This is a genomic window from Sphingomonas paludis (genome assembly GCF_053502515.1).
This window is the reverse complement of sequence record NZ_CP187558.1, coordinates 868116-892052: the sequence shown is the minus strand read 5'-3', so window position 1 is coordinate 892052 and position 23937 is coordinate 868116. Positions and strand designations below refer to the sequence as shown.

Annotated in this window: 31 protein-coding genes; 21 read left to right on the top strand and 10 right to left on the bottom strand. The window is 67.0% G+C overall.

Translation table 11 applies throughout. The annotated features are described in order from the left end of the window. Positions 1 to 249: 249 nt before the first annotated feature. From ACPVPU_RS04285 to ACPVPU_RS04270, 4 genes are all read left to right on the top strand, one after another. Positions 250 to 1443, top strand: a complete 1194-nt coding sequence (locus ACPVPU_RS04285; protein WP_448659743.1) for an N-acetylmuramoyl-L-alanine amidase — start codon at positions 250 to 252, stop codon at positions 1441 to 1443. A gap of 77 nt (positions 1444 to 1520) precedes the next feature. Then, a complete protein-coding gene (locus ACPVPU_RS04280) occupies positions 1521 to 4046 on the top strand; it encodes a penicillin-binding protein 1A (protein ID WP_448659741.1) in 2526 nt (841 codons plus the stop codon). 61 nt (positions 4047 to 4107) lie between these two features. Then, entirely contained in the window at positions 4108 to 5235 is a 1128-nt protein-coding gene (gene prfB / locus ACPVPU_RS04275) for a peptide chain release factor 2 (RefSeq protein ID WP_448659739.1), read from the top strand. Positions 5236 to 5237: 2 nt separating this feature from the next. Next, positions 5238 to 6005, top strand: coding sequence for a class I SAM-dependent methyltransferase (locus ACPVPU_RS04270; protein ID WP_448659737.1), 768 nt, complete (start codon positions 5238 to 5240; stop codon positions 6003 to 6005). On the opposite strand, the gene thiL is transcribed toward ACPVPU_RS04270, so the two are convergent. Further along, positions 6006 to 6911, bottom strand: coding sequence for a thiamine-phosphate kinase (gene thiL / locus ACPVPU_RS04265; protein WP_448659735.1), 906 nt, complete (start codon positions 6909 to 6911; stop codon positions 6006 to 6008). It abuts the gene before it with no gap. A 14-nt stretch (positions 6912 to 6925) separates the two neighbouring features. Next, positions 6926 to 7510, bottom strand: a complete 585-nt coding sequence (locus tag ACPVPU_RS04260; RefSeq protein ID WP_448659733.1) for an NADPH-dependent FMN reductase — start codon at positions 7508 to 7510, stop codon at positions 6926 to 6928. Between the two features lie 69 nt (positions 7511 to 7579). Here ACPVPU_RS04260 and crcB point away from each other — a divergent pair, with 69 nt between their 5' ends. Genes crcB through ACPVPU_RS04235 form a run of 5 tightly spaced genes read left to right on the top strand, consistent with a single transcriptional unit; the run spans position 7580 to position 10629 of the window. After that, a complete protein-coding gene (crcB, locus tag ACPVPU_RS04255; protein ID WP_448659731.1) occupies positions 7580 to 7954 on the top strand; it encodes a fluoride efflux transporter CrcB in 375 nt (124 codons plus the stop codon). Next, a complete protein-coding gene (locus tag ACPVPU_RS04250; protein ID WP_448659729.1) occupies positions 7951 to 9054 on the top strand; it encodes an RluA family pseudouridine synthase in 1104 nt (367 codons plus the stop codon). Before crcB ends, ACPVPU_RS04250 begins: the two co-directional genes overlap by 4 nt. Then, a complete protein-coding gene (locus ACPVPU_RS04245; protein WP_448659727.1) occupies positions 9051 to 9713 on the top strand; it encodes an HAD-IA family hydrolase in 663 nt (220 codons plus the stop codon). The genes ACPVPU_RS04250 and ACPVPU_RS04245 overlap by 4 nt, the downstream gene beginning before the upstream one ends. Continuing rightward, positions 9710 to 9937 (top strand): hypothetical protein, encoded by a 228-nt coding sequence (locus tag ACPVPU_RS04240; RefSeq protein ID WP_448659725.1) that lies wholly within the window; start codon positions 9710 to 9712, stop codon positions 9935 to 9937. Before ACPVPU_RS04245 ends, ACPVPU_RS04240 begins: the two co-directional genes overlap by 4 nt. Further along, the gene (locus ACPVPU_RS04235; protein ID WP_448659723.1) at positions 9934 to 10629 is read left to right on the top strand and encodes an ATP12 family chaperone protein; all 696 of its coding nucleotides are present in this window, start codon (positions 9934 to 9936) and stop codon (positions 10627 to 10629) included. Before ACPVPU_RS04240 ends, ACPVPU_RS04235 begins: the two co-directional genes overlap by 4 nt. 6 nt (positions 10630 to 10635) lie before the next feature. Here ACPVPU_RS04235 and gmk read toward each other — a convergent pair whose 3' ends face one another. The 6 genes from gmk to ACPVPU_RS04205 all read right to left on the bottom strand — a co-directional run bounded on the left by gmk (position 10636) and on the right by ACPVPU_RS04205 (position 14384). Beyond that, entirely contained in the window at positions 10636 to 11292 is a 657-nt protein-coding gene (gmk, locus tag ACPVPU_RS04230; RefSeq protein WP_448659721.1) for a guanylate kinase, read from the bottom strand. A gap of 67 nt (positions 11293 to 11359) precedes the next feature. Then, on the bottom strand, positions 11360 to 11569 hold the full coding sequence (locus tag ACPVPU_RS04225) for a hypothetical protein (protein ID WP_448659719.1): 210 nt from the start codon (positions 11567 to 11569) through the stop codon (positions 11360 to 11362). Further along, positions 11566 to 11802 (bottom strand): hypothetical protein, encoded by a 237-nt coding sequence (locus ACPVPU_RS04220; protein WP_448659718.1) that lies wholly within the window; start codon positions 11800 to 11802, stop codon positions 11566 to 11568. The genes ACPVPU_RS04225 and ACPVPU_RS04220 overlap by 4 nt, the downstream gene beginning before the upstream one ends. A 66-nt stretch (positions 11803 to 11868) precedes the next feature. Next, positions 11869 to 13254 (bottom strand): class II fumarate hydratase, encoded by a 1386-nt coding sequence (gene fumC, locus ACPVPU_RS04215; protein WP_448659717.1) that lies wholly within the window; start codon positions 13252 to 13254, stop codon positions 11869 to 11871. A gap of 58 nt (positions 13255 to 13312) precedes the next feature. Continuing rightward, a complete protein-coding gene (locus ACPVPU_RS04210; RefSeq protein WP_448659716.1) occupies positions 13313 to 13759 on the bottom strand; it encodes a MarR family winged helix-turn-helix transcriptional regulator in 447 nt (148 codons plus the stop codon). Positions 13760 to 13901: 142 nt separating this feature from the next. Further along, positions 13902 to 14384, bottom strand: coding sequence for an SspB family protein (locus ACPVPU_RS04205; protein WP_448659715.1), 483 nt, complete (start codon positions 14382 to 14384; stop codon positions 13902 to 13904). A gap of 74 nt (positions 14385 to 14458) precedes the next feature. Here ACPVPU_RS04205 and hisB point away from each other — a divergent pair, with 74 nt between their 5' ends. The 10 genes from hisB (at position 14459) to ACPVPU_RS04155 (ending at position 20614) form a co-directional block, all read left to right on the top strand. Then, complete coding sequence (hisB, locus tag ACPVPU_RS04200; protein ID WP_448659714.1) at positions 14459 to 15046, top strand: imidazoleglycerol-phosphate dehydratase HisB; 588 nt, start codon at positions 14459 to 14461, stop codon at positions 15044 to 15046. Beyond that, entirely contained in the window at positions 15046 to 15330 is a 285-nt protein-coding gene (locus ACPVPU_RS04195) for a YciI family protein (protein ID WP_448659713.1), read from the top strand. The genes hisB and ACPVPU_RS04195 overlap by 1 nt, the downstream gene beginning before the upstream one ends. Beyond that, a complete protein-coding gene (gene hisH, locus ACPVPU_RS04190) occupies positions 15327 to 15929 on the top strand; it encodes an imidazole glycerol phosphate synthase subunit HisH (protein WP_448659711.1) in 603 nt (200 codons plus the stop codon). The genes ACPVPU_RS04195 and hisH overlap by 4 nt, the downstream gene beginning before the upstream one ends. Further along, positions 15917 to 16651, top strand: a complete 735-nt coding sequence (gene hisA / locus ACPVPU_RS04185; RefSeq protein WP_448659709.1) for a 1-(5-phosphoribosyl)-5-[(5-phosphoribosylamino)methylideneamino]imidazole-4-carboxamide isomerase — start codon at positions 15917 to 15919, stop codon at positions 16649 to 16651. The genes hisH and hisA overlap by 13 nt, the downstream gene beginning before the upstream one ends. A 184-nt stretch (positions 16652 to 16835) precedes the next feature. Further along, positions 16836 to 17603: an imidazole glycerol phosphate synthase subunit HisF gene (gene hisF / locus ACPVPU_RS04180; protein ID WP_448659707.1), complete on the top strand. Its 768-nt coding sequence runs from the start codon at positions 16836 to 16838 to the stop codon at positions 17601 to 17603. 150 nt (positions 17604 to 17753) lie between these two features. Next, the gene (locus tag ACPVPU_RS04175) at positions 17754 to 17999 is read left to right on the top strand and encodes a PEP-CTERM sorting domain-containing protein (protein WP_448659706.1); all 246 of its coding nucleotides are present in this window, start codon (positions 17754 to 17756) and stop codon (positions 17997 to 17999) included. 31 nt (positions 18000 to 18030) lie between these two features. Continuing rightward, positions 18031 to 18228, top strand: a complete 198-nt coding sequence (locus tag ACPVPU_RS04170; RefSeq protein WP_448659705.1) for a hypothetical protein — start codon at positions 18031 to 18033, stop codon at positions 18226 to 18228. A 32-nt stretch (positions 18229 to 18260) separates the two neighbouring features. After that, complete coding sequence (locus tag ACPVPU_RS04165) at positions 18261 to 18581, top strand: phosphoribosyl-ATP diphosphatase (protein WP_448659704.1); 321 nt, start codon at positions 18261 to 18263, stop codon at positions 18579 to 18581. Between the two features lie 4 nt (positions 18582 to 18585). Further along, positions 18586 to 18963 carry a histidine triad nucleotide-binding protein gene (locus ACPVPU_RS04160; RefSeq protein ID WP_448659703.1) on the top strand — a complete coding sequence of 126 codons (378 nt, stop codon included), beginning with the start codon at positions 18586 to 18588 and terminating at the stop codon, positions 18961 to 18963. 91 nt (positions 18964 to 19054) lie between these two features. Next, positions 19055 to 20614: an amino acid permease gene (locus ACPVPU_RS04155; protein WP_448659701.1), complete on the top strand. Its 1560-nt coding sequence runs from the start codon at positions 19055 to 19057 to the stop codon at positions 20612 to 20614. Between the two features lie 78 nt (positions 20615 to 20692). Here the strand turns inward: ACPVPU_RS04155 and ACPVPU_RS04150 are convergent, their stop codons facing one another. Then, the gene (locus ACPVPU_RS04150) at positions 20693 to 21706 is read right to left on the bottom strand and encodes an adenosine kinase (RefSeq protein ID WP_448659699.1); all 1014 of its coding nucleotides are present in this window, start codon (positions 21704 to 21706) and stop codon (positions 20693 to 20695) included. Between the two features lie 6 nt (positions 21707 to 21712). Here ACPVPU_RS04150 and ACPVPU_RS04145 point away from each other — a divergent pair, with 6 nt between their 5' ends. Together ACPVPU_RS04145 and ACPVPU_RS04140 are read left to right on the top strand one after the other, a co-directional pair. Beyond that, positions 21713 to 22480, top strand: a complete 768-nt coding sequence (locus tag ACPVPU_RS04145) for an EI24 domain-containing protein (RefSeq protein WP_448659698.1) — start codon at positions 21713 to 21715, stop codon at positions 22478 to 22480. Beyond that, complete coding sequence (locus tag ACPVPU_RS04140; RefSeq protein ID WP_448659697.1) at positions 22477 to 22863, top strand: hypothetical protein; 387 nt, start codon at positions 22477 to 22479, stop codon at positions 22861 to 22863. Before ACPVPU_RS04145 ends, ACPVPU_RS04140 begins: the two co-directional genes overlap by 4 nt. Here the strand turns inward: ACPVPU_RS04140 and queG are convergent. Then, complete coding sequence (gene queG / locus ACPVPU_RS04135; protein ID WP_448659695.1) at positions 22838 to 23908, bottom strand: tRNA epoxyqueuosine(34) reductase QueG; 1071 nt, start codon at positions 23906 to 23908, stop codon at positions 22838 to 22840. The two genes, ACPVPU_RS04140 and queG, sit on opposite strands and share 26 nt — an antisense overlap. Between the last annotated feature and the right edge of the window lie 29 nt (positions 23909 to 23937).

Sequence of the window (23937 nt, the reverse complement as noted above, 5' to 3'; positions counted from 1 at the left end):
CGTCCCCGCAGCAAAATACGAACCAGAATGGTTCCGCGCAAACACGTAGCACCGCCCCGACGTGTCGGCAACACCGTGGCAGTAAAAGGATGGACGAGCGCCCGAACATGGCTGACGCCGCGTTAACCGCATGATTTCACCCTGTCTTGAAACCCCGTTTCTAAACCAGCGTCATCAGGGAGTTTCAGGGGCGAGTGTTCCATGCAAATGGACTGGACCGGCCGGGCGGTTGCGCGGCATAGCGTTACCGTGGGTTTCATCATTGCCTTTTTCGCGGCCTTTCTTGCCGGGCCGTCGGCCTGGGCCGGCACGGTCGAGGCGGTACGCATCGATGACGACCGCATCACCATCCGGTTCGATGGCACCGTTGCCGCTGCCAGCGCGTTTCTGCTGGATGGCCCGCGCCGGATCGCGGTCGATGTCGATGGCGCGCGGCCCGGCGGGGATGCCGTCGCAGCCGGGCCGGTGCTGCAGGTCCGCCAGGGCTGGCGCGACGGCGCGGGTGCCCGGATCGTGTTCGATCTCGACCGTCCGGCCCTGCTGTCCGGCGGCCGGTTCGATGCCGCCCGCCGCACGCTGGTCCTGAACCTGGCGCCTGCCGATGACGCGGCCTTTGCCCGGGCTGCGGCCGGGGGTCGGCTGACCATCGCGGGCAGTGCGCCGCGCGCGACCGCCGCCGTCCCCGCCGCCCGCGCCGCGCCGCCGCTGCCCGAAATCCTGGGCGATGATGCCGCCCGGCCTCTGGTGGTGATCGATGCGGGGCATGGCGGCCGCGATCCCGGCACCATCTCGCCCTTTGACAGGACCAATGAAAAGGACATGACGCTGCGGCTGGCCCGCGCGATCCGCGACCGGCTGCTGGCAACCGGCAAGGTGCGGGTGGCGCTGACGCGGGACGACGACCGCTATCTGCTGTTGCAGGACCGCTATGGCATCGCCCGGCGCCTGGGCGCGGACCTGTTCATTTCGGTCCATTGCGACAGCGCGCCCCATGCCGAGGCGTCGGGGGCGACCGCCTATACCCTGTCCGAAATCGCGTCGGACAAGGAAGCCGCCCGGCTGGCCGCGCGCGAGAACAAGGCGGATATCATCGCCGGCATCGATCTGGGCGGGGCGGAATCCGACGTGCGGTCGATCCTGATCGACCTCACTCAGCGGGAAACGATGAACCTGTCGGCCAATTTCGCGCGGCTGCTGGGTCGCGAGGCCCAGGACCTGATCCCCGTCAAACCCAATTTCCACCGCATGGCGTCGCTGGTGGTGCTGAAGGCGCCGGACATGCCCTCCATCCTGCTGGAAGCCGGGTATCTGACCAATGAAAAGGATGCGCGCTTCCTGGCATCGGCCGATGGCCGGCGCCGGCTGGCGGAAAGCGTCGCCCGGGCGGTGGAGGTGCACTTCGCCCGCCGTCTGGTTTCGCGCGAAGCCATCCCGGCGGGCTGACCCCGCGATCGGCCCGTGCCGGACGTTACGCGGTCGGCGCTGGCAATGCAGGCGGGTTTTGCTAAACCTCGCGCATTATGGAACCAACCGACGCGTCCAGCATCAATTTCCGGCTGCAGCGCCAGGCCACTGGCATCTGGGCGCGGTGGGCGTCGATCCGCCGGCGCTGGTGGGTACGTCTGCCTGCCTGGGCGGCCCTGCTTGCTGGCCTGTTCGCCGTGCTGCTCTGGGCGCTGGTCGCCCGCGATCTGCCCTCGGTCGATGCGCTGAAAACCTATGAACCGCCCCTGCCGACCTATGTTCGCGGAATCGACGGCGAACCGGTGCACAGCTATGCGCGCGACCGGCGCATCGAACTGGATTATTCGGAATATCCCCCCCTGCTCGTCCGCGCCTTTCTGGCGGCGGAGGACCGGACCTTCTTCGAACATGGCGGGCTCGACTATCCCGGCCTGGTCCGCGCCGCATTCCAGGGTGCGGTGCGCGGGGAAACGCCGCGCGGCACCTCCACCATCACGCAGCAGGTGGCCAAGAACCTGCTGTTGACGAACGAGGTCAGCTATGTCCGCAAGGCAAAGGAAGCGGTGCTGGCATGGCGGATCGAAGATACGCTGACCAAGCCGCAGATCCTGGAGCTGTATCTCAACCAGATCGCGCTGGGCCGGAACGCCTTCGGGGTCGAGGCCGCGGCCAACGCCTATTTCGACAAGTCGCTGGCGCAACTGACGCTGCCTGAAATGGCCTATCTGGCTGTGCTGCCTAAGGGGCCGGCCAATTACGACCCCGTCCGGCACAACGACCGGGCGGTCGAACGGCGCAACTGGGTTCTGGGCGAAATGCTGCGCAACGGCTTCATCACCAGCGCGCAGCATGATGCCGCCATCGCCGCACCGCTGGGCGCGGCACCGCGCCGGACCCCGCGGTTCGAACGCGTCGGCGGCTATTTCGTCGAGGAAGTCCGCCGCCAGCTGCTCGACAAATATGGCGAGAATTCCGAGGACGGGCCGTTCAGCGTCTATGGCGGCGGCCTGTGGGTGCGCACCTCGCTCGACCCCAAGGTTCAGGAAGCCGCCGCCAAGGCACTGCGCGAAGGGCTGATCCGGTATGAAGGCGGTCGCGGCTGGTCCGGTCCGATCCGGAACGAGGCCATTCGCGGCGACAACTGGCTGGGCGCGCTGATCAACACGAATATCGAACTCAGCCATGCCGACTGGCGCGCCGCCATCGTGATCGACCGCGACGGCGATGCAGCGCGCATCGGCCTGACCGACGGGCGGACCGGGCTCTTGCGGCGCTCCGGCGCACAGATGCCGGTTAGGGGCACCGGCACCCCCGCCTTTTCCGCGCTGAAACCCGGCGACATCATCGCGGTCGCGCCGCAGGGCGACGGCTTCGTCCTGAAATCCGTGCCGCGCGTATCGGGCGGCATGGTGGTCGAGGAACCGCGCACCGGCCGGGTGCTGGCCATGCAGGGCGGCTTCGATTCGCGGCTTCAGTCGTTCAACCGCGCGACCCAGGCCAATCGCCAGCCCGGATCGACGATCAAGCCCATCGTCTATACCGCCGCACTCGAAGCCGGGATGTCGCCCGCCAGCATCATCGTCGATGGCCCGCTCTGCGTCGAACAGGGCGCTCGGCTGGGCCGCAAATGCTTCCGCAATTTCGGCGGCGGATCGGCGGGGCCGCGCACGATGCGCTGGGGCATCGAACAGTCGCGCAACCTGATGACCGTCCGCACCGCCACCCAGACCGGCATGGACAAGGTGGTGAAGCTGATCCAGGACATGGGCGTCAGCGAAAACCGCTTTCCGCCCTATCTGTCCTATGCGCTGGGCGCTGGCGAGACGACCGTGCTGCGCATGGTCAACGCCTATTCGATCCTGGTCAATCACGGTCGCGCGCTCACCCCGTCGCTGATCGATTATGTCCAGGACCGGCGCGGCAAGGTGATCTGGCCAGAAGCATGGCGCGCCTGCGACCGCTGCAACGCGCCCGACTGGGACGGCAAGCCGATGCCGCGCCCCAGCGTCCGTTCGCGCCAGATCGTCGATCCGGTCAGCGCCTATCAGATGGTGCACATCACCGAAGGGGTGATCCAGCGCGGCACCGCGACCACCCTGCGCGACCTGAACCGGCCGATCATGGGCAAGACCGGCACCTCGACTGGCCCGACCGATGTGTGGTTCGTCGGCGGCACGCCGCAGATGATCGCCGGCCTGTACATCGGGTATGATACGCCCCGCAGCCTGGGCGGCTATGCCCAGGGCGGCACGCTGGCCGCGCCGATCTACAAGAGCTTTGCCCAGGCCGTGTACAAGGACGTGCCGGTCCTGCCCTTTGCCGCACCGCAAGGGGTGCGCATGGTGCGGATCGATCGGATGAGCGGCCGACCGGTATTCGGCGGCTGGCCCGGAACCGATCCAAAGGCATCGGTGATCTGGGAAGCGTTCAAGCCCGAGAGCGAGCCGCGCCGCGCCGCCCGTGCCCGCGCCGAGAACGAGCGCGCCGTCGCGACAAAGGCGGTCGACAAGCAGGCAACGACCACGCGCCGCCAGACCCAGTCCGACAGCGACTTCTTGCAAAGGGAGGGCGGAATCTACTAGCGCGCTCGCTCGCACGATGCCGGGCCGCCCCGCCCCCTGACCGAATTGCTGGAGAGTTCCGATGCGCGCCGAAGCGCAAGCCCATATCAACCAGATCAACGATGCGCTGGCGCTGCTGCGCCGCTCGCTGGACTGGGACCGCGCCCTGCGCCGCCTGGACGAACTCAACGCCCGGGTCGAGGATCAGGCGCTGTGGAACAATCCCAAACAGGCGCAGGACGTGATGCGCGAGCGCCGCCGCCTGGACGAGGCGATCAGCGCCACCCGCGCGATCGAGACCGAGCTGGCCGACACCGCCGAACTGATCGAAATGGCGGAAGCAGAGGGCGATGCCGCCATGGCGGACGAGGGCGTCGTGGCCCTGGCCGAACTGGCCGAGCGCGCCGAACGGGACAAGGTCAAGGCGCTGCTGGCCGGAGAGGCGGACGCCAACGACACCTATATCGAAATCAATTCGGGCGCGGGCGGCACCGAATCGAACGACTGGGCCGAAATGCTCCAGCGGATGTACACCCGCTGGGCCGAAAAGCATGGCTACAAGGTCGAGATGATCGATTACCATGCCGGCGAACAGGCGGGCATCAAATCGGCCACGCTCCTGCTCAAAGGCGAAAACGCCTATGGCTATGCCAAGACCGAAAGCGGGGTGCACCGGCTGGTCCGCATCAGCCCCTACGACTCGTCTGCCCGGCGGCACACCAGCTTTTCTAGCGTCTGGGTATATCCAGTGATCGACGACAATATCGAAGTCGAGATCAACGAAAGCGAACTGCGCATCGATACCTATCGCGCGTCGGGTGCCGGTGGTCAGCACATCAACACGACCGATTCGGCGGTCCGCATCACGCACATTCCGACCGGCATCGTGGTGCAGTGCCAGAACCAGCGCAGCCAGCACAAGAACAAGGCAGAGGCCTATAACCAGTTGCGCGCCCGTTTGTACGAACGCGAACTTGCGGAGCGCGAGGCGGCGGCCAATGCCCAGAACGCCACCAAGACCGATATCGGCTGGGGCCACCAGATCCGGTCCTATGTGCTCCAGCCCTATCAGCTGGTGAAGGATCTGCGCACCGGGGTAACCTCCACCGCGCCGTCCGACGTGCTGGACGGCGATCTCGATGCCTTCATGGCCGCCGCGCTGGCCCAGCGGGTGACCGGCGAAACCGTCCAGGTCGAGGACGTCGAATAGCCATGGGTTCCGTCGCTGCCCGCGCCCGACTGTCCGCTGCGGCTGGCGGGGTTGCGGCGCTGCTGGTGCTTGGCGGTTGCGAAGCGGCACCGGGCCAGGCCAACGGCAATGTGCAGTCGGACCTGGAGGATTTCCCCGCCGCCGACCGCCCCGTCGCCGAAATCGTGTCCAGCCGCTGGTCCACCGAAGAAGCGCGCGACCGGCTGCGCGAAGCGGATACGGTGATGGACAAGGCAGAGATCAAGCCGGGCATGACCGTCGCCGATATCGGCGCCGGCGAAGGCTATTACACCACCCGCCTGGCCGAGCGCGTCGGCCCGCGCGGACGCGTGCTGGCCGAGGATATCATTCCGTCCATCCATGCAGCACTTGCCGAGCGGGTCACGCGCGAACGGCTGTCCAACGTGTCGGTTCGCCTGGGCGAGGCAGCCGATCCCAAGCTGCCGCAGAACAGTTTCGACCGGATCTTCATGGTGCACATGTACCATGAGATCGAGCAGCCCTACGCCTTTCTGTGGCGGATGCGGCCTTCACTGAAACCGGACGGGCTGGTCGTGGTAGTCGATGCCGACCGCGCGACCCAGAATCACGGCACGCCGCCCAATCTGCTGCGCTGCGAATTCGCGGCGGTCGGCTATTCGCTGGTCGATATCGAACCGATGGCAAGCGCAGGCGGCTATCTGGCGACGTTCCGCGCCACCGGCCCCCGCCCGGAGCCGAAGGACATCGTGCCGTGCCGGTTGCGCAAACCGAACCCTGACCGAAAATAGCTAATCGGCGCGGTGCTGGTATCCCAGCGGCCCGTCGACCGCCCGCCCATCCAGCAGCACCGTGTCGCTGCCCCTTTCAGCGAACCGCCCGATCCGGTGCAAGCCCGGCGGCAGTGCCGCGCCCTCGGCAGCCGCGAACAGCAGGGCATAATCGTCGCCCCAGCGTAGCGCCTCTGCCTGCATCAGCGGGTCGGCACCGCGCAGGGCGTCGGCAAAGGGCACGGCGGCACTGTCGATCGAAACGCTGAGGCCGCTGGCCTGCGCCATGCGCGCCGCATCGATCAGCAACCCGTCCGACACATCCATCATCGCGCTGACCCGGGGGGCAAGCGCCTGACCCTCGGCCAGCAGCGGTACGGGCCGCAGATAGGCTTGAGCCAGATCGTCGGGACAGGGGCGGCGAGTGCTCAGCAGCGCATGGCCCAGCATCGCCGCGCCGATCGTGCCGACGACGAACAGCCCGTCGCCCGCCCCCGCCCCGCTGCGCGATGGGACCGGCCGGTGGGTCGCCCGCCCGATCGCGGTCAGCCCGTGAACCGCGCCGCCACCGCGACCGGCCGGCGCGATGGTGTCGCCGCCCAGCAACGGCACCGAAAAAGCCCGCAGCGCCTGGTCCAGTCCATCGACGAACCGCGCCGACCCCTCGGTCAGCATGGCCCCGACCAGCACGCCCAGTGGCGCGGCACCCTTTGCCGCCAGGTCGGACAGGTTCGTCGCCACCAGCTTCCACGCGACATCGGCCGGATCGGCATCGGGCAGGAAATGAACGCCCGCCGCCATCGCGTCATGCGTCAGCACCAGCGTCTCGCCGCCAATGTCCAGCACCGCCGCATCGTCGCGCAGGTCGCGCGCGCCGGGATGCAGCGGCAATCGGCGCAGCGCGGCGATGAAGTCGGATTCGATCACGATGCCGTCCGCGATCAATAGGGCGGCGTGGCGCGCTCGCGCTGCGACTTGGCCGCTTCCATCCACCATTCCAGATCGGCGGCAAATCGCGGAAACGCCTTTTCCAGGGCATGGCCGCCATCGCCCTGCGGCCGGGCATCCTCGTCCAGCGCCTGACCGATCTGACCCACCGTCAGGGTGGACGGGATCACCGCCATGCCCATCTCGCTCAGGGTCGGGTGCCAGGCGCTGTTGGCCCGCGCGCCGCCCAGCCGGCCGGCGGAATAGCTGGCGATCGCGGCTGGCCGCCAGAACCATTCCTCCAGGAAATGGTCGGTCAGGTTCTTCAACCCCGGCTGCATGCCCCAGTTATATTCCCCGGTGACGAACACGAAACCGTCCGCAGACCGGATGCGGGCGGCCAGATCGGCCATCGCCGCCGGTGCGGTATCGCCGGGATATTCCTTGTACATCCGGTCCAGCATGGGCAGGCCGATGGCCTTGGCATCGATCAGTTCGACCGCATGGGCGCGGTCGGCCAGGGCGCCGACCAGCCAGTCGGCCAGCCGGATACCCATCCGGTCGGAACGATAAGAGCCGTACAGAACAAGGATACGCATGGGCTACTCCGTCATGAAGCTGTCGGGGGACGCTAGCGGGCGACGGTCTTTCCGGCTAGGCGATTGCGCATGATCCATCTTTTCCTCGCCATGGCGGGTGGCGCGATCGGGGCGGGCCTGCGCTATCTGGTCGGGCGCGCCGCCATCCTGTTGTTCGGCCCTTTCTTTCCCTGGGGCACGCTGATCGTGAATGTGGTCGGTGGCCTGTTGATGGGGGTGCTTGCCGCCAGCGTCATGCGGATGGGTGCCGGCGAACAATGGCGCATCTTTCTGGGCGTCGGCGTGCTGGGGGGCTTCACGACCTTTTCCGCCTTTTCGCTCGAGGTGGTTAACATGATCGAACGGGGCGACTGGACGGTGGCCATCGGCTATGCGCTGGCATCGGTGATTGGGTCGGTCGCGGCGCTGGCGCTGGGCGCGACGCTTGCACGGGGGCTGGCATGAGCGACGAGGCACAGGTCCGCCAGTTCACCGTCGCCGACGACGATGACGGCATCCGGCTGGATCGCTGGTTCAAGCGGCACCTGCCCGATGCCAGTTTCAACATCGTCTCGCGCTGGGCGCGCACCGGCCAGCTGCGGCTCGATGGCGCGCGCGCGACGCCGGGGGACCGTATCGCGGCGGGTCAGGTGATCCGCGTGCCCCCCGCCGAGGCGCCGAAGCCCGACAAGCCCGCCCGCCCGGTGCGCCAACGCGCGCCGCTGTCGCCCGAACAGATCGAGTTCGCCCGCTCGCTGGTCATCCATCAGGATGCGTCGGCCATCGTGCTGAACAAGCCGCCCGGCCTGGCGACCCAGGGCGGCACCAAGACGTTCGATCATGTCGACGGCCTGCTCGACGCGCTGCAATTCGACCATGAGGGGCGGCCGAAACTGGTCCACCGACTGGACAAGGATACGTCCGGCGCCCTGCTGATCGCCCGGTCCGCCCGTGCCGCGGCCTATTTCGCCAAGAGCTTTTCCAGCCGCACCGCGCGCAAGGTCTATTGGGCGCTGGTCGTCGGCGTGCCCAGCATCGAGGACGGGTTCATCGAACTGCCCATCGGCAAGCAGCCGGGCACGGGCGGCGAAAAAATGCATGTGGACGAGGAAAACGGCCAGCCCGCCCGCACCCGCTACCGGATGATCGAGCGCGCGGGCAACCGCGCCGCCTGGGTCGAATTGCAACCGATGACCGGGCGCACGCATCAGCTGCGCGTCCACATGGCCGCCATCGGCCACCCGATCGTCGGCGACGGCAAATATGGCGGGCCGGAGGCGTTCCTGTCCGGGGGGATCAGCCGCAAGATGCACCTGCATGCCCGCCGCATCCGCATCGATCATCCCGATGGCGGCGCGCTGGACGTGACGGCCGAACTGCCCGCCCATCTGGCGGCCAGCATGGACTTGCTCGCGTTCGACCTGTCGCTGGGCGAGCGCACGATGATCGACGATACGCCCCCGCCGCCCAGCCGCGCGGTGCTGAAGCAACAAGCCAAGCAGCACGCCAAGCAGGTGCGCAAGGAACGGCGGGGCGAACGCCGCGGACGGGGCAGCCGGGCGTGAACCGCCTCGCTCTGTTCGATTGCGACGGGACCTTGGTCGACAGCCAGGCGAATATCTGTGTGGCGATGGAGGCGGCGTTCGACGAGGCCGGGCTGGTCGCGCCGCCGCGGCCCGAGATCCGACGCATCGTCGGACTGAGCCTGCCCCAGGCGATGGCGGCATTACTGCCCGATGCCGATGCCGCGTTCCACGAAACCCTGGCCGCCAGCTACAAGGCGGCGTTCTTTCAGCTAAGGGCCAGCGGCGGGATGCTGGCGGAACCGCTGTATGACGGAATTGCCGAACTGCTCGTTGCACTCGACGAATCGGGCTGGCTGCTGGGTGTCGCCACTGGCAAATCGGATCGCGGCCTGGGCCTTATCTTGGCGCATCACGGGATCGACCGACATTTTGTGACGTTGCAGACCGCCGACCGACATCCGTCGAAGCCGCATCCGTCGATGGCGATGCAGGCGATGGCCGAAGCGGGTGCATCGCCCGATTCCACCGTGGTCATCGGCGATACCAGTTTCGACATGGCGATGGCCCGCGCCGCCGGAGCCCACGCCATCGGCGTCGCCTGGGGCTATCATGATCCGGCTGAACTGATGGCGGCCGGTGCATCGCGGGTGGCGCATCATGCCCGCGATCTGCGCGCGCTGGAGGAAGCACTGGCATGACCCCGGACGATGAAGCCGCAACCGTTGCGCGCAACCGATACTTCCTGATGATCGGGGCGAACCTGGTCGGCGTTGCCGGCGCGGTATTCGGGCTGTTGCTGATCGGCCGGGCGGCCGACACGCCAAGCCGGCTGATCGGCGGCGCATTGGTGCTGGCCGCGCTCTACTGGATTGCGGTCGTCCCCCGCGCGCTGGCGCGCCGGTGGCGGAGCCGTTCGGAATGAAGCGGTTCTGGACCCGCGCGGACGCCGTGCGCGGCCCCGGCGGCTGGGGCGTGACGCTGGACCGGCGGCCGGTGAACACGCCGGGGCGTGCCCCGCTGAAGCTGCCGAACGAAGCGCTGGCCCGCGCCGTCGCTGACGAGTGGAACGCGAGTGGGGACACGATCGACCCGCGCGCCATGCCGCTCACCGGCCTGGCCAATGCAGCCATCGACCGGATCGCCCCCAATGCAGAGGGGTTTGCCGCCGGGCTGTCCGCCTATGTCGTCAGCGACCTGACCTGTTACCGTGCGACCGATCCCGCCGCGCTGATCGACCGTCAGGAGGAAGCCTGGGACCCGGCGCTCGCCTGGGCGCGGGCCGAATATGATGTGCAGTTCCGGGTGACGCAGGGTGTGATGCACGTCGATCAGCCCCCCGCCACCGTCATCCGGATGGGCGCGGCGGTCGTCGGCATGGACCCCTTCCGGCTGGCGGGCCTGTCCCCGGTCGTCACCACCACGGGATCGCTGGTCCTTGCATTGTGGCTGGCGAAGGGGGGCGCGGATGCCGACACCGTCTGGGCGGCCGCCACCGTCGACGAAGCGTGGCAGACCGAACGCTGGGGCAGCGATTCGCTGGCCGAACAGGCACTTGCCGCCCGCCACGCCGATTTCGACGCGGGGGTGCGGATGCTGTCCCTGCTGGCGGACTGAGGCCGGTCAGCCCCGGCCAAGTTCGCGGATGAAGCCGATCAGGCCAGGCTGGCGCGACCGTTTCAGCCGTTCGGCATGCAGGATGGTCCGCACCTGTTCGAAACACGCATCGACATCGTCATTGACCAGCACATAGTCATAGCTGTCCCAATGGCTCGCCTCGCGGTCGGCACGGTCCATGCGGCGATTGATAACGTCCTGCGAATCGGTGCCGCGCGATTCCAGCCGGCGGCGCAGCTCGGGCATCGATGGCGGCAGGATGAAGACGCGGACGACATCGCCGCCCTTCAGCTGGAACAGTTGCTGCGCGCCCTGCCAGTCGATGTCGAACAGCACGTCCTTGCCCGCGTCCAGCATCTGATCGATCAGGGCGCGCGGCGTGCCGTACCGGTGGTCGAACACATGCGCCCATTCCAGAAACTCGTGCCGGGCTACCATCGCCTTGAAGGTTTCGGTATCGATGAAATGATAATCGCGCCCATCGACCTCGCCCGGTCGCATCGGCCGGGTCGTCGCCGACACGGACATGCGCAACCGGTCGCCCTCATCCTTCAGCAGGCGGCGGGCAATGGTCGATTTCCCGGCACCCGACGGGGATGACAGCACGAACAGCACGCCGCGCCGTTGAAAACCATGGGGATCGGGTTCTGGATGGTCAGCCATGCCCGCTAGTGGCGCGGGCAAGGCCGTCCGGTCAAGCCGGGAACATGGTTCTCTGTGGTAGGGTTTTTCAGCGGGCGGCGCTGTTGCCCTTGCGCGCCCGGTGCCGGTCATAGGCCTTTTTGGCGACATAGCCGCCGCCCAGCACCAGCCCGAACGGTCCCATCCGGCGCAGCATGCTGCCTGCAGCCCAGCCGATCGCTGCACCCTTCACGCCGCCAGCGCCATCGCGCCGGTCGATCTCGCGCCCCACCAGCGCGCCGACGATCCGGCCGATCATGCCGCCACCCCGGTGGCGGGCGTGGACCGGCGGGCAGTCAGCCCGGCATAGGTGGCCTTGGCTTTGCGCCATGCCAGCCAGCCGACCGTACCGACGATGGCCGCCGGCACGACGATGCGCAGCGTGTGGGCGACGACGACGCCGATGACCATGCCGTCGACGGCGCTGTCCTCGCCTTCGGCCCCGTCGATGGCACTGCCGATGGCGGCGCCCAGAATTGTGGTGAGGCTCATGGAATCTCCCCTCATGATGAGTCGGGGGTAGAACCGACCAGAGGCGAAGCGGTTCCCGGCGCCTGCCTAGACCATGGTTTCCGGCCGCACGAGCCGGTCGAAGGTCGCCTCGTCCACCAGTCCCAGCACCAGCCCGGCTTCTTTCAGCGTCAGGCCCTGTTCGTGGGCATGCTTGGCGATTTTTGCGGCATGGTCATAACCGATTTCCGGGGCGAGCGCGGTGACCAGCATCAGCGACCGGTCGCGCAGTTCCGAGATGCGCCCCTCGTTCGCCTGCAATCCCTCGACGCAGCGCGCGGCGAAACTCTCCATGCCGGTCGCCAGCAGGTCGATGGATCGCAGCACTGCCGCGCCGATCATGGGCTTGAACACGTTCAGTTCCAAATGCCCCTGCAATCCGCCGACCGTGATTGCGACATGATTGCCCATCACCTGCGCCGCGACCATGGTCAGCATCTCGCACTGAGTGGGGTTCACCTTGCCCGGCATGATCGAACTGCCCGGCTCGTTGGCGGGCAGGTCCAGCTCGCCCAGCCCCGATCGCGGGCCGCTGCCCAGCAGGCGGATGTCGTTCGCGATCTTGGTCAGCGCGACGGCCAGCGTGTTCATCGTGCCCGACAGGTGGACCAGCGGATCGTTGGACGCCAGCGCCTCGAAGGGGTTTTCCGCCGGGGAAAAGGGATATCCGGTGATGTCGGCAATCGCCCGGCACACCTCTGCGGCAAAGCCCTTGGGCGCATTGATCCCGGTGCCGACCGCCGTCCCGCCCTGAGCCAGCCGCCCGGTGCCGTGCTGGATCGCCGGTTCGATCCGGCGGCGGGCGCGATAGACCTGATTGGCATAGCCCGAAAATTCCTGCCCCAGCGTCACCGGCGTCGCGTCCTGCAGGTGGGTGCGCCCGATCTTGACGATCCCCGCCCATGCCCTTGCCCTGGCATCCAGCGCAGCGAACAGCCGGTCGGCCGCGGGCATCAGGCGGCGCTCGGCCATCAGCGTCGCGGCAATATGCAGCGCCGTCGGAAAACTGTCGTTGGACGACTGGCTCATGTTGACGTGATCGTTGGGGTGCACCGGCGCCTTGCCCCCGCGCGTGCCGGTCAACATCTCGTTGGCGCGTCCGGCAATCACCTCGTTGACGTTCATGTTGGTCTGGGTGCCGCTGCCCGTCTGCCAGATGACCAGCGGGAACTGGTCGTCCAGCGCGCCCGACGCCACCTCGGCCGCCGCCGACTCGATCGCGTCCGCGACCTCGGCGGAAAGGCCATGCGCCCGGTTCACCCGCGCAGCCGCCTGCTTCACGATGGCGAGGGCATGGACGATCTCGATCGGCATCCGCTCGCGCTGGCCGAACGGGAAATTGTCGATGCTCCGCTGCGTCTGCGCGCCCCAATAGGCGGTGGCAGGCACGTCGATCGAGCCGATGCTGTCGGTTTCAGTGCGAATGTGAGTCACAGCAACCTCCGGACTGCCAGATGGCGGCTGCCATAATAGGGATCAACAGCGCGATCGTTCAGGCAACATTGTTCAATATCATCAATATGGGAATGGCGACCAGGATCAGCGCCAGCGGCCACCGCTCGACCAGCGTCTCCATCCGCTCCCGACCCGTCGCGGTCAGGCAGACGAGCGTGCTGCGATTGTCGGTCGGATGGCGACGCCGTTCGATCAGTCCAGCCGCTTCGAGCAGGGCGATATGGCGAAGCGCGGTCGTCTGCGGAATATCGGCCGCATGGCCAACCGATGTCACCGACATCGCCTGACGATTGTCCGGCTGGGCCATCAGCGCCAGCATCATATCCCAGGCGGGCTCGCCGAATAGCCGGGGGAAGAGCCGGTTGCGCCGCTCCCGGAACTTCTTGAGTAATCCGGCGGTCTGAGCGGGCAGGTTGACCGCATGCCCTTGCCCGCCGGTCAACTGCTTCAATTCCCCCTCGATCGCAGCGACTCGCTTATTCAACCGATCCAATTCGGCGAACAAAGCCGTCGCCCGCCCATCAGGACGCCCGCATTCGCCGCCTTTATCCGCCCATTCCCGAAGCATTTGCCGAGGATGAATCGACCGCCTTCATGCGTCAACGGATATTTAGAAGGCCGGGCAACTACTTCTTTCGTTTGAAATCCACCGCGACGACATTCGATCCGTCTTCGGAACCGGCGCTGCCCTCGCCGTCATTTTCGGCTTCCTCATGCGGCTCCGGTCCTTCGGGACCGTCGGCGACGTGGAACCGCAGTTCGAAATTGACCGCCGGATCGTGGAAACCGGTGATCGCGCTGAACGGGATGACCAGAGTCGACGGGATCTGGTTGAAGCTCAGCCCCACCGAAAAGCGTTCGTCGTCGACGCGCAGGTCCCAGTACCGGTTCTGCAGCACAATCGTCATTTCATCGGGAAACCGTTCGATCAGCCGCGCCGGAATATCGACGCCCGCCGCCTGTGTCTTGAACGTGATGTAGAAATGATGCGCGCCCGGCAGGCCGCCCATGTCGGACACCTGCCCCAGCACCCGGCCGACGACCGCGCGCAGTGCCTCCTGCACGATATCGTCATAGGGAATCAGGCTGTCGGCAACGCTGTCACTCATGCGCCCGTTGCTAAACGCTCAGGCGGCGGGGTCAAGATTGCATGACCGGCGAAGCACGCTATGTGGGGCGCATCATGCGGACCGCCACCATCCAGCGCAAGACGAGCGAAACCAGCATCGACGTGACCGTCAATCTGGACGGCACCGGTGCCTATCGGATCAGCACCGGCATCGGCTTTTTCGACCATATGCTGGAACAATTGTCCCGCCATTCGCTCATTGACCTGGACGTGACCACAGTGGGCGACCTGCATATCGACCAGCACCATACGGTCGAGGATACCGCGCTCGCCATCGGCCAGGCGGTGGCAAAGGCGCTGGGCGACAAGCGCGGCATCCGCCGCTATGCGGACGCGCTGTCGCCGATGGACGAAACGCTGAGCCGTGTGGCCATCGACATCTCCGGCCGCCCCTGGCTGGTGTTCAAGACGGAGTTTTCGCAGAAGCGACTGGGCGAGATGGACACGGAAATGTTCGAGCATTTCTTCCACAGCTTTACCCATACCGCCGGCGTCACGCTGCACATCGAAACGCTTTATGGACAGAACAACCATCATATCGCGGAAAGCGTGTTCAAGGGGCTGGCCCGGGCGCTGCGCGGCGCGATCGAGATCGACCCGCGCAAGGCCGATGCGATCCCGTCGACCAAGGGAGTGCTGTGATGATCCTGGTGCTGCTCAGCTACAAGGTTTCGCTCGACCAAGTGGACGCGGTACGGCCGGATCATGTCGCCTTTCTGAAACAGGCGCTGGCCGATGGTCGCCTGCTCGCCGCCGGGCGACAGAATCCGCCGAGCGGCGGCGTGCTGATCGCGCGGGGCAGCCGCGAAGAGGTCGAGGCATGGGCGCTCGGTGATCCCTATGTGGTCCAGGGCATCGCCGATCCGCAGTTCATCGAGGTGACGACCAGCCTGGCCGCCCCGGGGCTGGAGGCGCTGCAATCGTGAGCGTCGCGCTCATCGATTACGGCGCGGGCAATCTTCATTCGGTTCACAACGCGTTGAGGGCGGCCGGCGCGGATGATGTGATCGTCACCGCCGATGCCGAAGCCGTGTTGCGCGCCGACCGCATCGTCCTGCCCGGCGTCGGCGCATTCCGCGCCTGCTGGGACGGGCTGGCCGCCCTGCCCGGCATGATCGAGGCGATGGAGGCACGGGCACTGAACGGCGGCGTTCCCTTTCTGGGGGTATGCGTCGGGATGCAGTTGATGGCCACGCGCGGGCTTGAATTCGGCACGCATCCGGGCCTTGGCTGGATGACCGGCGAGGTCGGCCCGTTGCCCGCCAGCGACACCGTGCGCGTGCCGCACATGGGCTGGAACGATGTCGTCCCCACCCGGCCCCATCCACTCATTCAGCCGGGCGAGGCCTATTTCCTGCACAGCTTCGCCTTTTCGGGCAGCGATATCGTGGCGACCACCGATCATGGCGGCCCGGTGACCGCCGCCATCGGCCGCGACAACCTGCTGGGCGTTCAGTTCCACCCCGAAAAAAGCCAGCGCTACGGCATCGCGTTGCTCGAAAGGTTCCTCGAATGGCGTCCCTGACCGTCTTTCCCGCCATCGACCTGAAGGGCGGACAGGTGGTGCGTCTTGCCGAGGGGGATATGGCGCGTGCCACCGTCTATGGCGACGATCCGGCGGCACAGGCGCTCCTGTTTGCCGATGCCGGTGCCGACTGGCTGCACATGGTTGATCTGGACGGCGCCTTTGCGGGGCGATCGGTCAATGGCGATGCGGTGGCCAGCGTGATCGCCGCTTTTCCGGGCAAGGTCCAGCTGGGCGGCGGTATCCGCACGATCGAGGCGGTCGAGCGGTGGATCGGCCTGGGCGTCGAGCGGGTGGTGATCGGCACCGCCGCGCTGACCGACCCCGATCTGGTCCGCGCCGCCGCCCGCGCCCATCCCGGTCGCGTCGTCGTCGGCGTCGATGCGCGCGACGGCATGGTGGCCACCCATGGCTGGGCCGATGTATCGGACGTCGGCGTCACCGATCTCGCCCGCCGGTTCGAGGATGCGGGCGTCGGCGCGCTGCTCTTCACCGATGTCGGCCGCGACGGCCTGCTGAAAGGATGCAATGTCGAGGCGACGGCGGCGCTCGCCCGCGCGGTCAGCATTCCGGTCATCGCCTCGGGCGGCGTCGCGGGAATCGAGGACATCCACGCGCTGAAGCCCCATGCCGCCGACGGGATCGAAGGCGTCATTACCGGCCGTGCGCTCTATGACGGCCGCCTCGACCTTGCCGAGGCGATCCGGGCGGCGCGGGCATGAGGGTGGGCGAGCACACTCCCCTCCCCTTCAGGGGAGGGGTCGGGGGTGGGGGATGGCCAGGCGACCCCCTGTCCTTCCCTCCACCCCACCCCAACCCGGCGTCGGGTCGGTCAGTCTTCCAGACTGACCTGAACCGCGCGGGGCGCGATTCACCCGACGCCCCTGAAGGGGAGGGGCTTTTGCCATGACTGTCCGGGCGCGCGTCATTCCCTGTCTCGACGTCGCCGGTGGCCGGGTGGTCAAGGGTGTCAACTTCGTCGACCTGCGCGATGCGGGCGATCCCGTCGAGCAGGCGCGGGTCTATGACGCGGGCGGCGCGGACGAACTGTGCTTCCTGGACATCACTGCCAGCCATGAGGCGCGCGGCACGATCATCGACGTCGTGCGGCGGACCGCTGAGGTCTGCTTCATGCCCGTCACCGTGGGCGGCGGGGTCCGCACGGCGGACGATGCCCGCGCGCTGTTGCTGGCGGGGGCGGACAAGGTGGCGGTCAACAGCGCCGCCGTCGCCCGGCCGGAAGTCGTCGCCGACATCGCCGACCGCTTCGGCAGCCAGTGCGTCGTCGCCAGCATCGACGCGCGCCGCTCCGGCGACCGCTGGGAAATCTTCACCCATGGCGGCAGGCGCGCGACCGGCATCGACGCGCTGGACCATGCCCTCAACCTGGTCCGGCTGGGCGCTGGCGAACTGCTCGTCACCTCGATGGACCGGGACGGCACGCGCAGCGGCTATGACCTGGACCTCATCCGCACCATCGCCGATGCCGTGACCGTGCCGGTGGTGGCATCGGGCGGGGTCGGCACGCTCGACGATCTGGTGACGGGTATCCGCGACGGCCATGCCAGCGCCGTGCTGGCCGCCAGCATCTTTCATTTCGGCGAGGCCACCATTGCCGATGCCCATGCCGCCCTGCGGGGCGCTGGCATCCCCGCCCGCATCCCCCACCCCTGACCGGGGGCCGGGAGTCGGTTGATTTGACATTAACCATGGTCGGCCGATCACCGTTAACCAGCCGGACCACCGGGAATCGAACAATCACGCCGTCGGGCATGAACATTGCTTCAATGCAGGCAGCGTGTCCGGTCAGTCCAGGGGTTACTCATGCCAGTTGTCGCCAGCGTTCGTGCGCTCCTGTTTTTCGGCCTGCTTTCTGGGGCCAGCATGGCACTGGCCTATGACACGCCCCCGCAATCGCCCCCCGCGCAATCGTCGGGCAAGACGCCGGTCGCCGACGCACCGTCCAGCGGCCCCGTTTCCATTCCCGAGCCAGAACAATTCGCCCTGTTCGCCCTTGGGGTTGCCGGACTGGCCGTCGGCCGCGTGATGGCCAAGCGCCGCCGCGGTTAAGACATTGGTTGGACGTGCCATGCTACCGCGCATGGCCATGTCGCGTGTTCCGATCCTCCTGTCTGTCCTGTCCGGCCTGATCGCCGTCCCGGCCAATGCGGCCCATTCCGGCGTCGTCGTCCGCGACGGGTTCGAACTGGCCGATGCGGTCATGTTCGCCGTGGTCGTCGCCGGCCTGCTGATCGCCCGCCGCGCGCTACGCGCGCGCTTTGCCCGCAAGCGGGATTGACACGCCCGGCGGCCCCGCCGATGCGAATGCCCATGAACCGCGATACGCTCGACACGCTGGAGGCGACCATCCGCCAGCGGCTGACCGCCGATCCCGAAACCTCCTATGTCGCCCGGCTTCATGCCAAGGGCCGGGCCAAGATCGCGCAAAAGCTGGGCGAAGAGGCGGTGGAAACCGTCATCGCCGCGCTGGCGGGCGACAAGGCGGGGCTGGTCGGCGAAGCGGCCGACCTGGTCTTTCACCTGATGGTCCTGCTGGCCGACAGCGGCGTCACCCTGGACGATGTCCGTACCGAACTTGCCCGGCGAGAGGGCCTGTCGGGTCTGGCCGAAAAAGCGGCCCGGACGGAGTGATCCCATGCCAATCGATGCCACCCTGCCTTATGACGACACCAACATCTTTGCCCGCATCCTGCGCGGGGAAATCCCGTCGAAGCGGATTTACGAGGATGACTGGGCCATCGCCTTTCACGACATCGCGCCCCAGGCCCCGGTCCATGTGCTGGTGATCCCGCGCGGGCGCTATGTCAGCTGGGACGATTTCAGCGCGCACGCCAGCGAAGCCGAGATTGCGGGATTTGTCCGCGCGATCGGCACGGTCGCGCGGCAGCTGGGCCTCGTCGAACCAGGCTATCGCCTGCTCGCCAATATTGGCGGCGATGGCGGACAGGAAGTGCCCCATCTGCACGTCCACCTGTTCGGCGGCGCACCGCTTGGCCCGATGCTGGCGCGATAAGGGATTGCGCGGGGCCATTTAGCGGCTAGGCTCCGGCACAATCGCGAGTTCCGGGCGGTCTTGACCGACCGGCAAAGGGGAAAAATCGTTCATGATTCTTGGCCGTATCAAGCCGCTCGATGCCATTTTGGCGACCGCCCAGAAAAAATCGCTTACCAGAACGCTCGGCGCCTTCCAGTTGATGCTGTTCGGCATTGGCTGCGTGATCGGAACCGGCATCTTCGTGCTGACCTCGGCCGGTGCCCAAAAGGCCGGTCCTGGTCTGATGCTGGCCTTTGCCATTGCCGGGGCGATCTGCATCGTTGCCGCGCTTTGTTACGCTGAAATCGCTGCGATGGTGCCGGTGGCCGGGTCCGCCTACACCTATACCTACGCCACCATGGGCGAATTCCTTGCATGGACGGTCGGCTGGGCGTTGGTGCTGGAATATGCCGTGGCGGCCAGCGCGGTTTCGGTCGGGTGGTCCGGCTATTTCACCGGAACCATCCTGAACCAGTTTATGGGCATAGAATTGCCCGCCTGGCTCAGCGCCGGACCGCTTGCACTGGGCGGAGCGCCGGGTGGCTTTATCAATCTGCCCGCATTGATCATCGCACTGCTTGTCACCTGGCTGCTGATCATCGGCACGACCGAAAGCGCCCGGGTGAACGCCATTCTGGTGGCAATCAAGGTGACGGCGCTGACCGCATTCATCTTCCTGACCCTCCCTGCCGTCGAGCTTCAGAACTTCAACCCGTTCCTGCCTGCAGGCGTCTTCGGCGGATTGGGCACCGGAGTAGGCGCCGTCGGCGCGGCCGCAACCATCTTCTTCGCCTATGTCGGATTCGACGCTGTCTCGACGGCGGCAGAGGAGACCAAGAATCCGCAGCGCAACGTGCCGATCGGTCTGATCGGATCGCTGCTCTTCTGCACGGTGTTCTACATTCTCGTGGCTGCCGGCGCTATCGGCACCATTGGCGGTCAGCCCATCATGGGCCCGAATGGTATACCGTTCCCCGCTGGCTCAGAAGAATTGGCACGGCAATGCGCCATGGCCGAGCATTCGGCCAAGCTTGTCTGTTCGAATGAAGCACTGGCACATGTTCTGCGCGAAATCGGCTTCAGCGCCATCGGCAGCATGCTCGGCATTGCCGCCTTTGTCGCCCTTCCGTCGGTCATTCTGATCCTGATGTTCGGCCAGACGCGCATCGGCTTTGTGATGAGCCGCGACGGGCTGCTTCCCGAAAGCTGGTCCAAGGTTCACCCGAAATGGGGCACTCCCTATGTCATCACGGCAATCACGGGTGCGGCCGTCGCCGTCGGCGCAGCATTTCTGCCGGTTGGCCAGCTGGCTGACATTGCCAATGCCGGGACCCTCTACGCATTCATGATGGTAGCGATCGCGGTAATGATCCTTCGAAGGACTGCGCCCGATGTGAAGCGCGATTTCCGAACGCCCGCCCTCTGGCTGGTAGGGCCGCTGACCATCGCCGGCTGCATCTTTCTGTTCATCAACTTGCCGATCGAGGCGATGCTGGTGCTACCGGCTTGGGGTGTGCTCGGCCTGCTGATCTATTTCGGCTACAGCTATTCGCGCAGCCATCTTGGGCGCGGGATCGTCGAGGTCGTCGACGACCTGGACAGCGACATGGTCGGTGTCGACAAGCCCTGACGGGTGTCGCGAAGCCAAAACAAAGAGGCCGGAGGAGCGATCCTCCGGCCTCTTTCGTTTACCGTCAGCGGGTTAGCCTCAGCCCAGCTTTTCGGCGACCAGCGCCTTCAGATCCGCCTCTGGCCGCGCGCCGTAATGGCTGATGATCTCGGCGGCACAAAGCGCGCCGATGCGCAGCGACGCATCCAGCCCCAGTCCCTGGGCCTGCCCGTGCAGGAACCCGGCGGCGAACAGGTCGCCCGCACCCGTGGTGTCCACCACGCGCTCGATCGGCTCGGCGGGCACCGACACCTTCGCACCGCCCGACACTGCAATCGCACCCTTTTCGCTGCGCGTCACGACCAGCGTCGGCACCTGCGCCGACACGCTGGTCACCGCCGCATCGAAATCCTGCGTCTCGGCCAGCGCCAGCAGCTCGTTTTCATTGGCGAACAGGATGTCGACCAGCCCGTCGGCGATCAGCGCGCGGAAATCGCCGCCATGCCGGCTGATGCAGAAGGTGTCGGACAGGGTGAAGGCGACCTTGCGCCCCGCGCCCCGCGCAATGTCGATGGCGGCGCGCATCGCCGCACGCGGCTCTTCGGGATCCCACAGATACCCTTCCAGATACAGGATCGCCGAATCCTCGATCAGCGCCCGGTCCAGCGCCGCTTCCGGCAGGAACTGCGACGCGCCCAGGAATGTGTTCATCGTCCGCTGCCCATCCGGCGTGACGAAGATCAGGCAGCGCGCCGTCGTCGGATCGCCCGCGCGCACCGCCGTATCGAAATGGATGCCCGCTGCACGGATATCGTGCGCGAAAACCTCGCCCAGCTGGTCGTCGGCCACTTGGCCGATAAATGCGCAGCTGTCGCCCAGTGCCGCCATCGCCGCGATGGTGTTGGCCGCCGATCCGCCCGAAACCTCGCGCCCCGGCCCCATCTTGGCATAGAGGGCATCGGCGTCTTCGGGGGAAAAGATCAGCTGCATCGACCCCTTGGTCATGCCCTGTTCCACGATGAAGGCGTCATCCGCCTGGGCCAGGATGTCGACGATGGCGTTGCCGATCGCAACGATATGAAAACGGGGATCGCTCAAGACAGGCTCCGTCATAGGGGGATGATGCTCCAGCGCGCCTATCGCTGCGGCCTGCCCGGCGCAACTGCGTTGACGCGGGCCATGCTCCGGCTATCGACGGATACGATGCTGCGCGCGCTTGCCCTGTCCGTTGCCCAACTGGGCGATCCGCCGATCCTGCGCATCCTCGTCCGGTCGCTGGCGGTGACGCTTTTGCTGCTGGTGCTGGTCGCTGCGGCGATCATCTGGGGCGCCCGGAGCGCACTGATCGAAGGGCTGGCGCTCGACGAACGCTGGGGCACACTTGGCGCTGCGCTGGCCGGAGTGGCGGCGGTGCTGGGCGGCTGGCTGGTGTTCCGCACCCTGGCGATCGCAGTGATCGGCCTGTTCGCCGACGGCGTGGTAGAGGCGGTGGAGGCGCGTCATTTCCCGCAAAACCGCGACCGGGCCATGCCGCTGGGAGTCGCCCGGTCGCTGCGGATGGCATCCGGTTCGGTGGCGCGCTCGGTCCTGGTCAATGCAGCACTGCTGCCGGCCTATCTGCTGCTACTTGCCACGGGCATCGGCTCGGCGGCGCTGTTCTTCATCGCCAATAGCTGGCTGCTCGGCCGCGATCTGGGCGATATGGTCGCCGCAAGGCATATGGACGATTTCGCGATGCGGACCTGGCGGCGGCAGACATGGGCGTCGCGCATGGCGCTGGGGGCCATCGGTACCGCGATCCTGATCGTACCCGTCGCCGGACTGCTCGGCCCGATCCTGGGTGCCGCGATGGCAACGCACCTGTTTCACACAAGGACTTCCCGATGAAAGCCATCCTGCTCGTCTTGCCCGTCGCATCGGCCCTTTCCGCCTGTGGCGGCCCGGCGATCCCCCGTCCGACTAGTGCCGGGGCGGCACCGACCCGGCCCGTGCCGCCTCGGGTCGTAGCACCGGGCATGACCCAGGTGATCGGCGCGGAGGAACGCGGCCTGCTCGCCGTGCTCGGCCGGCCCGATGCGGAACTGACCGAGGGGACCGGGCGCAAGCTGCAATTCGCCAGCCCCATCTGCGTGCTCGACGCCTATCTCTATGCGCCGCGCGACGGCGCGGCCCCGGTCGTCACCCATGTCGATACCCGCCAGCGGAACGGTGCGCCGATCGATCAAGCGAGCTGCGTCGCCGCCCTTACCCGCCGAACCGGGGGGAAATAGCGGGAATCCGCAACCGGCCCAGCGCCCATCCGGCCGCCTCTGCCACCACCGGATCGGGATCTCGGGTCAGCGCCTCGATCTGTGGGCGCAACCCTTCGTCCCCGCCATTGCCGGCCGCGATCAGGGCGTTGCGCACCATGCGGTTCCGCCCGATCCGCTTGATCGGGCTTCCCGCAAAGCGCGCCCGGAACGCCGCATCGTCCAGCGCCAGCAGCTCGGCAAGCGACGGGGCGGCCATCCCCTCCCTCGCGGCAAAGGCGATATTGGCACGCGCGGCATCGGCGAACTTGTTCCACGGGCACACTGCCAGGCAATCGTCGCAGCCATAGATGCGGTTGCCGATGCCTGCGCGCAGCTCCTCCGGGATCGGCCCCTTATGCTCGATGGTCAGGTAACTGACGCAGCGCCGCGCATCGACGACATAGGGGGCGGGAAAGGCATCGGTGGGGCAGGCACGCTGGCACGCGTCGCACGTTCCGCATCGGTCCCGTCCAGGCACGTCGGGGGCCAGCGTCAGCGTGGTATAGATCGCCCCCAGGAACAGCCAGCTGCCATGCGCCCGGCTGACCAGGTTGCTGTGCTTGCCCTGCCAGCCAAGCCCCGCCGCCTCCGCCAGCGGCTTTTCCATCACCGGGGCCGTGTCGACGAACACCTTCAGCTCGCACCCGGCCTCTGCCGCCAGCCACCGGCCAAGCGCCTTCAACGCGCGCTTCACGACATCGTGATAATCCTTGCCCTGCGCATAGACGCTGATCCGCCCCACATCGGCGCGGTCGGCCAAGGCCAGCGGATCGGTCGCGGGCGCATAGCTCATGCCCAGCGCGATCACCGACCGGACTTCCGGCCACAATCCTTTGGGCGATGCACGCTGCCCGGCGCGTTCCTCCATCCAGATCATCGTGCCGTGCCGCCCCTCGGCCAGCCATTGGTGCAGCCGCTCGCCCGCGCGCGGCGCGGCATCGGCGGGGGCGATGCCGCACGCGGCAAAGCCCAGCTCGGCGGCCTTTTCCCGGATACGGTCTTCAAGTGCCTTGTGCGGCTGCATCACCGCGCGCTAGCACAGCAGGCAGGAAA

Excerpts from the sequence above, each read along its gene's own strand:
- prfB (WP_448659739.1), top strand. The coding sequence starts at position 4,108 with ATGCGCGCCGAAGCGCAAGCCCATATCAACCAGATCAACGATGCGCTG.
- ACPVPU_RS04145 (WP_448659698.1), top strand. The coding sequence starts at position 21,713 with ATGATGCTCCAGCGCGCCTATCGCTGCGGCCTGCCCGGCGCAACTGCG.
- queG (WP_448659695.1), bottom strand. The coding sequence starts at position 23,908 with ATGCAGCCGCACAAGGCACTTGAAGACCGTATCCGGGAAAAGGCCGCC.
- ACPVPU_RS04155 (WP_448659701.1), top strand. The coding sequence starts at position 19,055 with ATGATTCTTGGCCGTATCAAGCCGCTCGATGCCATTTTGGCGACCGCC.
- hisB (WP_448659714.1), top strand. The coding sequence starts at position 14,459 with ATGCGGACCGCCACCATCCAGCGCAAGACGAGCGAAACCAGCATCGAC.
- ACPVPU_RS04170 (WP_448659705.1), top strand. The coding sequence starts at position 18,031 with ATGGCCATGTCGCGTGTTCCGATCCTCCTGTCTGTCCTGTCCGGCCTG.
- ACPVPU_RS04250 (WP_448659729.1), top strand. The coding sequence starts at position 7,951 with ATGAGCGACGAGGCACAGGTCCGCCAGTTCACCGTCGCCGACGACGAT.
- ACPVPU_RS04220 (WP_448659718.1), bottom strand. The coding sequence starts at position 11,802 with ATGAGCCTCACCACAATTCTGGGCGCCGCCATCGGCAGTGCCATCGAC.
- ACPVPU_RS04240 (WP_448659725.1), top strand. The coding sequence starts at position 9,710 with ATGACCCCGGACGATGAAGCCGCAACCGTTGCGCGCAACCGATACTTC.
- ACPVPU_RS04160 (WP_448659703.1), top strand. The coding sequence starts at position 18,586 with ATGCCAATCGATGCCACCCTGCCTTATGACGACACCAACATCTTTGCC.
- crcB (WP_448659731.1), top strand. The coding sequence starts at position 7,580 with ATGATCCATCTTTTCCTCGCCATGGCGGGTGGCGCGATCGGGGCGGGC.
- hisF (WP_448659707.1), top strand. The coding sequence starts at position 16,836 with ATGACTGTCCGGGCGCGCGTCATTCCCTGTCTCGACGTCGCCGGTGGC.
- ACPVPU_RS04235 (WP_448659723.1), top strand. The coding sequence starts at position 9,934 with ATGAAGCGGTTCTGGACCCGCGCGGACGCCGTGCGCGGCCCCGGCGGC.
- gmk (WP_448659721.1), bottom strand. The coding sequence starts at position 11,292 with ATGGCTGACCATCCAGAACCCGATCCCCATGGTTTTCAACGGCGCGGC.
- hisA (WP_448659709.1), top strand. The coding sequence starts at position 15,917 with ATGGCGTCCCTGACCGTCTTTCCCGCCATCGACCTGAAGGGCGGACAG.
- ACPVPU_RS04260 (WP_448659733.1), bottom strand. The coding sequence starts at position 7,510 with ATGCGTATCCTTGTTCTGTACGGCTCTTATCGTTCCGACCGGATGGGT.
- ACPVPU_RS04175 (WP_448659706.1), top strand. The coding sequence starts at position 17,754 with ATGCCAGTTGTCGCCAGCGTTCGTGCGCTCCTGTTTTTCGGCCTGCTT.
- ACPVPU_RS04280 (WP_448659741.1), top strand. The coding sequence starts at position 1,521 with ATGGAACCAACCGACGCGTCCAGCATCAATTTCCGGCTGCAGCGCCAG.
- ACPVPU_RS04165 (WP_448659704.1), top strand. The coding sequence starts at position 18,261 with ATGAACCGCGATACGCTCGACACGCTGGAGGCGACCATCCGCCAGCGG.
- ACPVPU_RS04150 (WP_448659699.1), bottom strand. The coding sequence starts at position 21,706 with ATGACGGAGCCTGTCTTGAGCGATCCCCGTTTTCATATCGTTGCGATC.
- ACPVPU_RS04140 (WP_448659697.1), top strand. The coding sequence starts at position 22,477 with ATGAAAGCCATCCTGCTCGTCTTGCCCGTCGCATCGGCCCTTTCCGCC.
- ACPVPU_RS04225 (WP_448659719.1), bottom strand. The coding sequence starts at position 11,569 with ATGATCGGCCGGATCGTCGGCGCGCTGGTGGGGCGCGAGATCGACCGG.
- ACPVPU_RS04205 (WP_448659715.1), bottom strand. The coding sequence starts at position 14,384 with ATGAGTGACAGCGTTGCCGACAGCCTGATTCCCTATGACGATATCGTG.
- ACPVPU_RS04270 (WP_448659737.1), top strand. The coding sequence starts at position 5,238 with ATGGGTTCCGTCGCTGCCCGCGCCCGACTGTCCGCTGCGGCTGGCGGG.
- ACPVPU_RS04195 (WP_448659713.1), top strand. The coding sequence starts at position 15,046 with ATGATCCTGGTGCTGCTCAGCTACAAGGTTTCGCTCGACCAAGTGGAC.